At 43.3% G+C, this 13,078-nt stretch carries 13 protein-coding genes; 6 read left to right on the plus strand and 7 right to left on the minus strand.

Going from position 1 to position 13,078, the window contains the following annotated elements:
* Positions 1–105: 105 nt before the first annotated feature.
* Both U5K35_RS02375 and U5K35_RS02380 read left to right on the plus strand, forming a co-directional pair.
* Positions 106–576 carry a hypothetical protein gene (locus tag U5K35_RS02375; protein ID WP_322569878.1) on the plus strand — a complete coding sequence of 157 codons (471 nt, stop codon included), beginning with the start codon at positions 106–108 and terminating at the stop codon, positions 574–576.
* Positions 563–1,420, plus strand: coding sequence for an esterase/lipase family protein (locus tag U5K35_RS02380; RefSeq protein ID WP_322569879.1), 858 nt, complete (start codon positions 563–565; stop codon positions 1,418–1,420). Before U5K35_RS02375 ends, U5K35_RS02380 begins: the two co-directional genes overlap by 14 nt.
* On the opposite strand, the gene surE is transcribed toward U5K35_RS02380, so the two are convergent.
* The 7 genes from surE to U5K35_RS02415 form a co-directional block, all read right to left on the minus strand.
* Positions 1,415–2,179: a 5'/3'-nucleotidase SurE gene (gene surE / locus U5K35_RS02385; RefSeq protein ID WP_322569880.1), complete on the minus strand. Its 765-nt coding sequence runs from the start codon at positions 2,177–2,179 to the stop codon at positions 1,415–1,417. The two genes, U5K35_RS02380 and surE, sit on opposite strands and share 6 nt — an antisense overlap.
* A 61-nt stretch (positions 2,180–2,240) precedes the next feature.
* Entirely contained in the window at positions 2,241–3,068 is an 828-nt protein-coding gene (gene panB / locus U5K35_RS02390; RefSeq protein ID WP_322569881.1) for a 3-methyl-2-oxobutanoate hydroxymethyltransferase, read from the minus strand.
* The gene (gene fabZ, locus U5K35_RS02395; protein WP_322569882.1) at positions 3,065–3,502 is read right to left on the minus strand and encodes a 3-hydroxyacyl-ACP dehydratase FabZ; all 438 of its coding nucleotides are present in this window, start codon (positions 3,500–3,502) and stop codon (positions 3,065–3,067) included. Before fabZ ends, panB begins: the two co-directional genes overlap by 4 nt.
* Before the next feature lie 138 nt (positions 3,503–3,640).
* On the minus strand, positions 3,641–4,330 hold the full coding sequence (ubiE, locus tag U5K35_RS02400) for a bifunctional demethylmenaquinone methyltransferase/2-methoxy-6-polyprenyl-1,4-benzoquinol methylase UbiE (protein ID WP_322569883.1): 690 nt from the start codon (positions 4,328–4,330) through the stop codon (positions 3,641–3,643).
* A gap of 29 nt (positions 4,331–4,359) precedes the next feature.
* The gene (locus U5K35_RS02405) at positions 4,360–4,971 is read right to left on the minus strand and encodes a histidine phosphatase family protein (RefSeq protein ID WP_322569884.1); all 612 of its coding nucleotides are present in this window, start codon (positions 4,969–4,971) and stop codon (positions 4,360–4,362) included.
* Positions 4,968–5,606, minus strand: coding sequence for a hypothetical protein (locus tag U5K35_RS02410; protein ID WP_322569885.1), 639 nt, complete (start codon positions 5,604–5,606; stop codon positions 4,968–4,970). Before U5K35_RS02410 ends, U5K35_RS02405 begins: the two co-directional genes overlap by 4 nt.
* Positions 5,607–5,676: 70 nt before the next feature.
* Positions 5,677–6,363: a ComF family protein gene (locus U5K35_RS02415; RefSeq protein ID WP_322569886.1), complete on the minus strand. Its 687-nt coding sequence runs from the start codon at positions 6,361–6,363 to the stop codon at positions 5,677–5,679.
* 155 nt (positions 6,364–6,518) lie between these two features.
* On the opposite strand from U5K35_RS02415, the gene U5K35_RS02420 reads away from it, so the two are divergent.
* The 4 genes from U5K35_RS02420 to xerD all read left to right on the plus strand — a co-directional run bounded on the left by U5K35_RS02420 (position 6,519) and on the right by xerD (position 13,070).
* Positions 6,519–7,607 (plus strand): helix-turn-helix domain-containing protein, encoded by a 1,089-nt coding sequence (locus U5K35_RS02420; protein ID WP_322569887.1) that lies wholly within the window; start codon positions 6,519–6,521, stop codon positions 7,605–7,607.
* Between the two features lie 20 nt (positions 7,608–7,627).
* A complete protein-coding gene (gene ligA, locus U5K35_RS02425; protein WP_322569888.1) occupies positions 7,628–9,622 on the plus strand; it encodes an NAD-dependent DNA ligase LigA in 1,995 nt (664 codons plus the stop codon).
* 133 nt (positions 9,623–9,755) lie between these two features.
* Positions 9,756–12,155: an HDIG domain-containing metalloprotein gene (locus tag U5K35_RS02430; protein ID WP_322569889.1), complete on the plus strand. Its 2,400-nt coding sequence runs from the start codon at positions 9,756–9,758 to the stop codon at positions 12,153–12,155.
* 3 nt (positions 12,156–12,158) lie between these two features.
* Positions 12,159–13,070 carry a site-specific tyrosine recombinase XerD gene (gene xerD / locus U5K35_RS02435; RefSeq protein WP_322569890.1) on the plus strand — a complete coding sequence of 304 codons (912 nt, stop codon included), beginning with the start codon at positions 12,159–12,161 and terminating at the stop codon, positions 13,068–13,070.
* Positions 13,071–13,078 lie beyond the last annotated feature (8 nt).

Consider the following 13,078-nt stretch of genomic DNA (forward strand, 5'->3'; position numbering starts at 1 on the left):
TCAATTCTTACATTATAATTTTAAACACCTGTAGAAAGTACAGGCCACAATGTTCTGTTCAAAATCGCTATTACCCGTTAAACCATTAGTCACAGATTTAAATTTATGCAGTCTGAAAGCAGGCGGATATTTATTGTAACTTTATTAGCTCTCTCCTGCATACTCGCAGCCTACTTGTTAATTGGCACATCACCAATTACGCAAAAAAAACTGGTCCACAGTTCGCAGATTGATTCTCTGATCACATTGACACTCGAAGACTTTAATATTGCCCCAAATCAGGTTCGTAAAAGAACCATTCAGATTGATTCCGTTTTTTCGCGGAGAGTTTATAACATTAGAGTAGCTCCCAACTTTTCAAAGACCACCTTACATTATACAATGAAAGAGGAGTTATGGCCTTATCGAATCAATCCGGTTGCCAAGGTGGAGTTCCCCGACAGGGATATGCGATTGCACTTACTGGTTAACAACCAGGTCTACAGAACACTCATTATACAGGATGATCAAGATTTGAAATTGCAGCAAAATCAACCCGAAATTTTACCCGGCCAGGATTCCCATGAAGTGGATTGAACCTCAAAAATATCTTAAAAAACTTAAGCTGGACGAATTTCCCCAGCCGGATATTATTCAACTTAACCATCCGGTACTGCTTTGCCACGGTTACGGGAGTATGTCAATGCTGATGAAACCTTCTCCCATGCACGACTCCTGCCTGCGTCTCAGAAGTTTTGGTATTCAAGCCTTTGCCCCAAATATCGTACCCTACGCTACCATTGAAATCAGAGCCAGCCAGTGGGCTGAGCGCATTGGGCAGCTTCAGGAAAAGTATGGCTATGAGAAGTTCAACGTAATTGCTCATAGCATGGGTGGCCTGGATATGAGATACGCCATTCATAATCTCGGCATCAGCAGCTCCGTGGCTTCACTTACAACCGTTGCCACCCCTCATCACGGCACAAGCCTTGCCGAAATTGTTTTAACCACTCCTGAACTGCTTAAGGAGAAACTAAATGAGCTGATGAACTGGTTTGGTGAGAATGTATTTCCGGATCAGAAAAGCAACGCCGTAGCTGCAGTTGAACAGCTAACGCGAAAATACATTGAAGAGATATTCAACCCGGCAACTCCCAATAACGAGGATATAAAATACTTTTCGATCAGCGCCGGGGTAGGTAAAGGGACAAAACATCCATTGAATCCTATTCTGCGTCTTCAAAATCAGCTGATTTATCAAAAAGAGGGTGTGAATGACGCTTTTGTAACAGAAGAGAGTGCCGTTTGGGGTGAGCATATCGGTAAGTATTCGCTAAGCCATCTCGAACAGATCGATCTTCAGGTTAGCAAAGAGCGAAAACCGTTGGTAAACCAGATGTGGCTCGACATAGCCGAAACACTGAAAGAAAACAGGCTATAGCTCAATATCTTTCAAATCATTCAGCAGAGAATAGGCTGTAAGATCGTACTGAATGGGAGTGAGTGATGCATAACCTTTTTCGAGAATGGAGATATCATTTTTTTCATCCTCATCCAGGAGCTGAAATTTACCCGTCATCCAGTAGTAATTGCGATTATGGGGATCTACCCTGCCCTCAAACTCTTCTACATATCGACTGTTCGCCTGGCGAGCCCATTTTATTCCTTTCAAAGGACCGGACGGCGCATTCAGATTCAACGTTACTCCCCTTGGCAAACCGTGATTCAAAACATATCCGATCACTTTCCGAGCTGCATCCTGGCAGCCGGTTAAATCTGCATCCTCATCAAAGTCAGTACAGGATACTGCAATTGAAGGATAACCCAGAATTGTACCTTCCGTAGCCGCACTAACGGTTCCGGAGTAGAGAATGTTAATCCCGGCATTACTTCCGTGATTGATGCCGCTCACTACCAGATCCGGTTTTCGATCCAGAAGTTGATTATGAGCCAGTTTTACGGAGTCGGCCGGAGTTCCTGAAACGGCCTGACCGTCGAAGCGGCCATCAATTCGGAACGGGCGGGCTCTCAAAGGTGTGGAAACTGTTATGGCGTGACCCACAGCACTCTGCTGCCGATCAGGGGCGATAATGGCTACGTCACCAAATTCGTCGGCAACTTCAGCGAGCGCCTGAATCCCCTGGGAAAAGATTCCATCATCATTACAAACTAATATCAGAGGCTTGCGAGGTTTTGACATCTACTAATTATCTTTTTTTTCAATTCTTATACGTTGGAAAAGCTGATCCGAATACCGCAGATTATTTATACTGCTCATCTTCATTCGGAAAATCGCCGCTTTTCACATCGTCAATATATCCTTTAACGGCACTGTCCATTTCGGAATGCAAATCAGCATATCTTCTCAGAAAACGCGGAGAGAAATCTTTGTTTAATCCCAGCATGTCGTGAAGTACTAAAACCTGTCCGTCGCAATGAGGCCCGGCTCCAATTCCAATGGTTGGTACGGAAACTGATTCCGTAACTCTTTTGGCCAAACCTGATGGGATCTTCTCTAAAACAATGGAAAACACACCCGCCTCTTCAAGAATTTTTGCATCCTTCAAAAGCTGATCTGCTTCATGCTCCTCTTTGGCTCTCACCTTATAGGTACCAAATTGATAAATACTTTGTGGAGTGAGTCCCAAATGGCCCATTACCGGAATACCGGCCTCCACAATACGCTTCACAGTATTGGAAATAGGGTCACCGCCTTCCATTTTTACAGCGTGTGCTCCGGCCTCCTTCATCATTCTGCCGGCACTTTTTAAAGCTTCTTTCGTTGTTACCTGGTAGCTCATAAACGGCAGATCGGCAATAACCAGCGCCCGGTCTACACCGCGCACCACACACTGTGTGTGATAGATCATCTGATCCATCGTCATCGGCACGGTTGTTTCGTGTCCGGCCATTACGTTGCTGGCAGAGTCTCCAACCAGGATCACATCCACCCCGGCACCGTCAATAATGCCGGCCATGGTGAAATCGTACGCCGTAAGCATGCTGATCTTTTCACCGTGGCGCTTCATATCCACCACAGTTTGAGTTGTTACTTTATCTCGTTTTTGGGATGGAAGTTCTGTACTCATGCGTTATCCTTTGAAACAAGTGCAGCTGATGCTTCCAGTTCGCAAACAACTTTGTCATCAACGGTTGCCGTACCTATCATGGTAATGAAATTTCTTCTCTGGCTGTCGAGCTTCACTTCTATTCGAAGCTGGTCGCCGGGAACCACGCTTTTTCTGAATTTCGCATTTTTGATTCCCGTGAACACCATTAGTGTATTTTCGGGATCATCAACCTGATTTTTCATAATCATCAATGCCCCCGATTGTGCCATTGCTTCAACCTGAAGCACTCCCGGCATGATTGGCGCTCCGGGAAAGTGCCCGTTGAAATAATCTTCATTTACGGTAACATTTTTGATGGTCACAATTCGATCTTCTTCCAGTTCAATAACCCGATCTATCAACAAAAAGGGATATCGATGTGGGATATAATTTTTAATCTCTTCGATTTTCATGCTCTTAGCTTATAAAATTAAAAGTAGTTTGCCTACACAGTACTCAACATCATCGGGCAGTTTAAAGATTTAAAGCTGACATCACCATGTCTAAGACTTTTACCCGGTATGCTGTCATTGTTTGTGAATATAACAAATCTAAGCTACGGTACCCACATAGACGTAAGCAATTCCGCCGGTGAGTTTTATAGCTCGGGTGGAAGAGAAAGATTCTGTCTCATTCATCAGTTCCAGGAATTTGTCACCCGCAGGAAATTTAGCACTCGTTTCAGGTAAATAGGTGTAGGCTTCGCGATTACCGCTTATCCATCCGCCTACCGTTGGCATTACGTGTTTGCTGTAAAACTGATAGGGATATCGAATGAGTCCTTCAGGCTGGCCAAATTCCAACACAACTACGCGCCCTCCCGGTTTCACAACCCGGGCCATCTCCTTCAATGAAACCGAGGGATCATCAACATTCCGGATTCCAAAAGCGATACTCGTCACATCAAATGAATTATCATCATAAGGCAGATTCATCGCATCGGCTACTTCAAACTCCACCACAAGATTTTCATCTTCAGCTTTTGCCGGAGCGTGCTCAATCATCTCTTTGCAGAAGTCTGTACCTAAAACGTACCCTTGGTGTCCTACCGTTTTCTTAAATTCAAGGGCCAGATCGCCTGTTCCGGTTGCACAGTCCAGCACCCTGTCGCCCGGCTTTGCTCCACTCTCCAGCACGGTTTTCTTCCTCCATGCATTGTGCACGCCAAATGATAAAATGCCGTTTATCCGGTCATAGTCATCGGCGATATCGGCAAACATATTTCTAACTTTTTCACTCATAACTCAAAATCTTAAAATAAGAATCAATTTTACTTCAAATGGTCGGTTTTATTCAAGTACACTGCTTTAAACCCATCGTCGTAAACAAGATGATTTACAGCCCCGTTCTTATGTTCAATTTCATGCATATTTTCCAATCCGTAACCCAGCCATTTAGATAGCAAGATTCGGATTAACCGGCCGTGAAGTACGTAAACCAAAGTATCACTTTTACGGTTTTCAATATCGCGCTGAATTACTTCATTTGCTCTTTCAAAAACTTCAACCGGAGATTCACCGCCCGGTACCGGTGTATCCAGGCTTCCGGATTGCCATATTAATTTAAGCTCCTTTAAATCGTCTGAAGCTTCCACGAATGGAATACCCTCGTATTTTCCGAAATCCATCTCGTCGAGGCCTTTTTCGCGCACTGTTTCGAGTTGATGCTTATCGCTAAAAGGTTTTGCAGTTTGCCAGCTTCGCTGTAACGAACTGCTGTATAGTTTATCGGCCCGGTAATTTGTTAAGTAACCGGATAGTTTTTCTGCCTGGGACCAGCCTGTTTCATTCAGCGGAGCGTCTATGTTTCTCCCCTGCATAAGTCCCTTTAAGTTATAGTCTGTTTCACCATGACGCGCTATCAAAAGCCGTTTTACACTCATTTCTTCTTTTTTGTATTAAAATCTATGACCGCTTGTCTGATTTGCTGATCCAGTTTTCCAACCTCAACCGGTGGAATATCCTCGTAGACGGCATAACGTATTAAAACCATCTTTAGAACCCGATCGTTTAGCGGAAGTTTATCTCCTTTCCTGTTGGAATCGAACTTATCCCAAAGCCTTCTAAGCAGGCTAATTTTAAACAGGAAAAAGTAGATAATGCCAATCGAGACAGCTAAATACATCTCATTAATACCCATAAAACTTAGAGCTACAGCGGCAACCGAGACCTGAAGAATTTCCGAATTTAAAATCCTTACCGTTTTTTCAAAGACAATATTTACAAATGCGCTTTTTCTATGATACCACCAGTAATGAAAAACAAAGGCGATCACGGCTGCCAGCCAGGTTTCCGTAATAAAGGCCAATCCTAAATAGAGAAGCATGGCTAAAGAGTCTGCACTGTCAATCCAGGTCACAGCCTTGGAAATCAAACTTTCGAACGAATATTTTTTCAGCAAACCGGGCACATACTTTTCAACGGTTTCCCGGGTTGCATGAAACCAGTGACCGCCTGAAGTGACGGTAGAGAATGGCGTTTCCAGTATGTTTATTGAGTGAGACTTCTTTGAAAACATAATGACTAAAGATAGCCTCTATTGTGGAGAAAAAGAACTGAAAACCCGATAGATCCTGCAGTTATTCAGTTTATGCTTTTGCTACCGTGACGATTACTGCCGGATTGCTTTTTTTATGCAAAACACCGGCCAATTCGAACGTGGTGGCACCGGTAGTAAATACGTCGTCTATGATGACAGGAATCCTATTCTCTAATTCAACCTTTCCTTTCAACAAAAAAGCATTTTTCAAATTTCCCGTTCTTTTTTCAGCAGAAAGTCCGGTCTGTGTTTTAGTTTTCTTCACTCGCAGAACAGTGCCCTTAGAGATAATTTTCCAGCCTGTCTTTTTTGCAAACCCTGCTGCCAAAGCACCGGCCTGATTAAACCCCCGTTTTCGAAGCTTACTTTTATGAAGAGGCACCGGAACAATCACCGGTTCAGCATGTCTAAACACTTCATCCAACTGCCTGTGGTGCACCGTTAGAAAGTGCTCTGCTAAAATTCCGCCCAAATCCACACCCACTGACTCCAGATAGTTATATTTTAAGTTATGAAGCATTTGCTGCAAATAACCTCCTTTATCAAAATTCCACATCGAGAACTGAAGCTTAACTGAATCCGGCAACAACAGGTCCGGATCCAAACCGGAATGCTCAAACCTCTCTCCGGCACACCAATTACAGAGATGTTTATCAGGTTGTTGGATCGATGAACCGCAGCATGGACAAACTACAGGAAACAACAGTTCAAAATATGGTTCAAATATTTTCCACATAGATGAAAGAATAGAATTATAATATCCTTGTTATACTTATATGAACCGTTTTTTCTTCGTTCCTTACAAATTATGGTACTTTTTAGGCTGACTCTTTTGGAAAGCCCTATATTTAATTAGATTTGATCAGCGAAAACAATCCAAAAACAAATTTTATGCCTTCACTAGGGAAAGATTTAATCAAAATTCGAGAACATCTCGGCCTCACTATACATGATATTCAAGATGCAACGAAGATTCCTCTCTCAACACTGCAATCCATTGAGGACGATTCAATTTTTGAAGAGTCAAAAGAGATCCAAACCTACATCAGAGGTTTTGTTCGCACGTACGGCCGTAAGCTGAGGCTCGATGACCAATTGGTTTTGGAAGCACTGGATGCAGTGGAAGTTGGAGGTTATAATCACCAGCTTTTAAAATCATATCCTGAACTGGCTCCTCCTTCTGCAAAGCCTGTGGATAAAAAGATCCCGGAAGAAAAAACTGAGGATGTTTCTACAGACAAACCAAAGGAAGAAACCGAAGATATTGATCAAACCGGATCTGCTCTTCAAAAAGATGAACACAAAACAGCCAAATATCCCAAAAAATCACCCCCCCCTGAACCACCAAATGTCCGTAACATTAACTGGGCCGACATGGGCAAGCGGTTTTCAACCAATCGAAATAATGCACCAGTTCGTTTAATTGGGATTGGCCTGATCGTACTTGTCGTGTTACTGCTGACCTACTACATTTTCACGAATGATTTTTTTGCTACGGATGAACCTCAGATAGTAAACAGCCCACCTGTTCCTGAAGAAACCATTCAGGAGGATGAATCCGGGATTCCATTGGAAATCACGGATGAACCCACTCAAGAGCCTGTAATAGATGTTCCCACGGAACTGCAAGATACCCTATACTTAATGATTTATGCTGCTACAGATCGACTTGAACCTGTACGTGTCTGGAGCGATTTAAAGCCCCGGATAGATCCCTATTGGCTTGAAGAGGGTGCAGCTTTTAATTTTGAGTTCAATGACACTATCCGCGTCCGTGGTCAATATGGTAGAATGCTTCTTTTCCTGAACGGACACAGGATTGAAAATTTTCGTCAGCAATATTTCAATGAAGAGGAGAATTCAGTGGAATTGACCCGGGATATTTTTGATGATGAAGAAAGATGGGCATCGCCGGTACCGCTTGAACTGCCCCCGAACGTAGCCGAACCCGACTCTGTTGTCGACAGACCATCGTTTTAGAACCCAACTATTTTTCAGGAATGAACAAACAAGAGGCTAAGGCCAGGTCAGAAGAACTTCGACAGCTTATCGAAGATGCAAACCGAGCCTACTACCAGGAAGCGAAACCTTTCATCAGTGACATGGAATTTGACCGGGCTCTGGAGGAGTTGCACAAACTTGAGTCCGAATTTGATCTGGATGTTGAAGGATCACCCTCACAAAGAGTTGGTGAACAGCCTAGCAGCGATTTTCCAAATGTTGAGCATCCTCAGCCTATGCTCAGCCTCGCCAACACCTACAACGAGGATGAACTCCGCGATTTTGATCGCAGGGTTCGCGACATTCTGGGTGAAATTGAATTTACATACGCCGTTGAAATGAAGTTTGACGGCGCTTCAATCCGTCTTCGATACGAAAATGGTGCATTTGTTTTAGGAGCCACCCGGGGCGACGGCACAACCGGTGATGAAATCACTCAAAACCTGAAAACCATTTCCGACATTCCTCTAAAGGTAGACACGGGGATCGAAATTCTTGAAATCCGCGGAGAAGCTTACATGGAAAAAGAGGCCTTTGTAAGATTAAATGAGTACCGTGATGAACAGGGACTGCAGCCGTTTGCAAATCCCAGAAACTCAACGGCCGGTTCCCTGAAGATGCAGGACCCGCGCGAAGTTGCAAGAAGGCCGATTCGCTTTTTTGCTTTTGATCTTTTACTGGAAGATCAATCGGAATATCCCACTCAAAAATCAAAAATGGATCTGCTTCGAGAGTTGGGATTTCCAGTAAGTAAGCATTTTAAGGTGTGTCAGTCAATCGAAGAAATTTTTGATGTGATTGAGGAGTGGGATGAACTGAGACATCAACTCCCCTACGAAATAGACGGTGTTGTCATAAAAGTAAATGAAGATCGATACCGTGATGAGCTGGGTTATACATCAAAAGCTCCGCGGTGGGCTATCGCCTATAAATTTGAAGCCGAACAAGCCTCTACCCTTCTCGAATCAATAACTCTTCAGGTTGGACGACTGGGCAAGATTACCCCAGTTGCCGAACTCAATGCGGTGCAGCTGGCCGGCACAACCGTAAAACGGGCTTCTCTTCATAACGAGGATGAAATACTGCGTAAAGACATTCGCCCCGGAGACACGGTTGTGATCGAAAAAGCCGGGGAAATTATTCCTCAGGTGTTGAGTGTGGTAAATCCTGACAGGGAAGACAGATCTCCACCCTTTTCGATGCCTGAAAATTGTCCGGCATGTAATGAGAAACTTGAAAAACTGGACGACGAGGTAGCGTGGCGCTGTATTAATCCGCAATGCCCGCCGCAGGTTAGGGAGCGAATTAAACACTTTGCTTCGAGGGATGCTATGGATATTGATGGCCTTGGAGAGGCGATCGTTGAACAGCTGATCGATGCAGATCTTATCTCAACCTATGCGGATCTCTACAAGCTAGATAAAAAAGATCTGATCCCGTTGGAGAGAATGGCTGAAAAAAGTGCAAAAAATTTAATAGAGGCCATTCAGAAAAGTAAAGAACAACCGTTGGAACGTCTCATTTACGCCATAGGTATTCGGTTTGTCGGCAAAACCGTAGCTAAAGACCTGGCTTCTAATTTTAAATCTATGGACAGCCTGATGAACGCTTCTGAGGAAGAGATGACGCAGGTTGACTCCATCGGACCGAAAATCGCTGAATCGGTGAATCTGTTTTTTAATCATGAAAAAAATCTTCAGCTAATTGAACAACTTCGCGAAGCCGGCCTCAACTTTGAAATGAGTGAGTCAGAAGTTGTCTCAAATGTATTGGAAAACAAGAAATTTGTACTCACGGGGTCACTTCCGACGTTAACCCGAAAGGAAGCCTCGGAATTAATTGAAAAACATGGCGGGAAAACAAGCTCATCCGTTAGCTCCAATACCGACTTTATTCTCGCAGGAGAGTCAGCCGGCAGTAAACTGGATAAAGCTCAAAAGCTTGGAATTCCAATTCTTGATGAAGAAAAATTTATGGATATGATTGGCGAATAGCTGTACCTATACTATCTAAACGACGTTTATAAATTATCTTTAAAAATCAATTTTTGATAGAACCTCACCTTCCCTATACTATGAATCGGGTACTCGTGACACGTTGAGGTTACCTTTCTACTAATCAATTATTATGCGCATTCTTGAAAAATTGGGTTTAGGCCAAAAAACTCGCAAAAGTTCGCCCAATATTGGAAAAAAGAAACAGCAGAAGCTGAAAGAGGCCGAAAAAAAGAAGATTAAATATCTTCGGATTCTGATCTTTTCAGTATTTGTTATTTCTATTCTCATCACGTTGCCACAAACTTCTTTTCAGCCGGTGGCAAGTTATACTGTGGGTGAACCCTGGAGATCTGATGATCTGACTGCACCCTTTACATTTTCCCTGAAAAAATCATCCGCTGAACTTGAGGAAGAACGTCAGGAGATCAGACAAAGCACTCCACCTGTATTTCATGCCGATCAAAATGCAATTGTCTCTATAGATGCCAGAATTGATTCGGTAAACAGAACACTTCAACCGGTTTTAGACAACTACCTGCAATGGCAGAGAGCTAAGCTTAACAGCGAAAGCAGCGCAGCTGATGACAGTTCCCGCTTTTTCCAGGAGCGAAGATTCTCAGGTCTGGATCTCTCAGAAGAAGCCTGGAATACAATTCTGAACGACTACGAGACCAAACAGCTGGAGTCGTCCAATCAAACGTTGCTGATTGAACAAATACTTTCTAACGTCCGCAACATCGCCACCGAATTGCTCAACAGGGGAATTATAGATCGGATAAAATCCAATATTGAGCAGGATGAAATTATTGTTCGAAATCTCGTTGACCGAACTGAGCGCACAATCAATCTGGAACGTACCTTTGATCCAAATGAAGCTTTGGAATACGCTGATTCTCAGCTTCAAAGGTCTCTTAACAACCGTGCAGCTGAAGTAGGATTTGAGATATTTTCAAAAATAATTGAACCCAACTATATCTACAGCGAAGAAGATACAGAGACTATTTTGAGTGAACGGCTCAACAACATCGCCACTACAAAAGGTGCCGTTGAACAGGGCGAAATTATTATTCGCAAGGGAGATATAGTTACATCGGAGCGTGCAAATATGCTGGAAAGCCTTGCCGAGGCGAGAGCTATTACCGCCTCAGATCATGAAAAGCTCCTTCGATTCCTTGGCGAGTCAATTGTTATTATTGCTGCTGCGCTTGTCTTTCTGTTCTACATCTACCTGTACAGGCTCAATATTTTTAATAATCCATCCATGTTTCTGCTGGTTTTTATTGTGATGGGATTATTCATACTTGGGAGTGCAGCTATATACCAGGTAGAGAGCGTTAACAGTTATATCGTACCCATAGCCGTTGCTCCAATAATTCTGACCATTATATTCGACTCGCGTGTTGGACTTACGGCAACCATTACTATGGCTATGATTACGGGTGTCATACACGATAACAGCTTTGAATACCTGATAGCCACTACCGTTGCCTGTAGTCTTGGTGTCTTTTCTGTGAGAGATATTAAAAATCGATCTCAGTTCTTCTTTACAACACCCGGGGTTGTGATGGGAAGTTATCTTTTTGTTCTGGGCGGTTTTGCATTAACACGCTACACCGGTCTCGATCAGTTTTCAACGGATGTACTGTTTGTTGTGATCAACTCAATCTTTATTCTCTTCACGTATCCGCTCATTCTGTTGATTGAGAAGCTCTTCAAAATCACGACCGATTTCACGCTTTTAGAGCTGGGTGATACCAATCTGCCGTTGATGAAAAAATTAATGAACGAGGCCCCCGGTACCTTTCACCACAGTTTGCAGGTTGCGAATCTTGCGGAATCTGCCGCTTCAGAAATCGGGGCAAATGGGCTATTGTGCCGTGTAGGCGCCATGTATCACGATATCGGGAAGATGGATAAGCCGGCCTATTTTATTGAGAATCAGAATAAGACGAACGACCACGATAAGCTCAAACCAAAAATGAGCGCGCTGGTTATTAAAAATCACGTTAGCGAGGGAGTTAAGATTGCGAAAGATCATAATCTTCCGAATGTGTTAATCGAGTTTATTAAAACACATCACGGAACCTCACTGATTAAATATTTTTACGGCAAGGCTCAAAATCAGAAAGAGACGATACCTGAAGAAGATTTTCGTTATGACGGCCCTATTCCATATACCAAGGAGCAAGGTATTCTGTTGCTGGCTGATGGTGTTGAGGCAGCCTCACGGGCGATGAAAGATCCCAACTACAGCAAGCTTGAAAATCTTATAAACCGGCTTATTGATGACAATATCAATGATGGACAGCTCAGTAACTGCCCTCTTACGTTTAAGCACATCCAAACCATTAAAAATTCATTTCTGAATATTTTAGTTGGGGTTTACCACAGCCGGATTGAATACCCTGAGGATAAGAAGAAAAGGGAAAGCGAAGAAAAGGCAAAGAAAGAAGAAAAAAATAAAGCTCCCGACGAAAACTCTTCTTCATCCGATGAGGATAAGAGCGGTGATGAGAAGAGTGAGGAGTAACAGATGGCAGCGTTCGAATCGGAACTGAAGCAATATTTACAGTTCATCAAACTGGAAAAAGGTTTGACAAAAAATTCGACTCTCTCGTATGAAAACGATCTTCGCAGATATCTTCATTTCGTATCCCATTCGTTAAAAATTTCCGGGCTCGACGGTATCACGTTGAATCACATTGAGCAGTATCTGGAAGAGCTTACCGAGATGGAACTGGCCGTAAGCACCATCGCCAGAAATATCTCCAGTATTCGCAGCTTTCATGAGTTTATTGTAGTTGAAAAGCTAGCTGAGGCCAATCCCGCCGAACTCATTGAACTGCCTAAAAAAGCCAAAAAACTGCCTGAAGTTTTGAACCCTCATGAAGTTGAAGCCATTATCGATGAGGCTGATCGAACTACATTTGCAGGAATACGAGACGCGGCAATCCTGGAAACTCTTTATGCCAGCGGAATGCGTGTTAGCGAATTAACTGACCTGGAAATGGACCGGCTTTTTTTTGAAATCGGATTCATTCGGGTTGTTGGAAAAGGAAATAAGGAGCGGCTGGTTCCTGTTGGAGAAATTGCACAACAAGCCATCGAACACTACATCGAAACAGCACGCAAAGAATTTTTAAATCCCAAAAAACCGGGTAAATCTGAAAACAAAATATTCCTGAATCAACGAGGAGGTCCACTCACCAGGATGAGTATCTGGAATATTGTGAACAAGTACGCCCAAAAAGCCGGAATTGAGAAAAACGTTTATCCCCATATATTCAGACATTCATTTGCCACCCATCTGCTTGAAGGCGGAGCGGATCTGAGGGCCGTGCAGGAGATGCTTGGGCACACCTCTATCATTACTACTGAAATTTACACCCATGTAGATCGTTCTTTGCTTCATCAGGTGCATAAAGAATTTCATCCTCGGGCCTGAAAAAATAT

The organism is Rhodohalobacter sp., assembly GCF_034521535.1.
Classification (GTDB): domain Bacteria; phylum Bacteroidota; class Rhodothermia; order Balneolales; family Balneolaceae; genus Rhodohalobacter.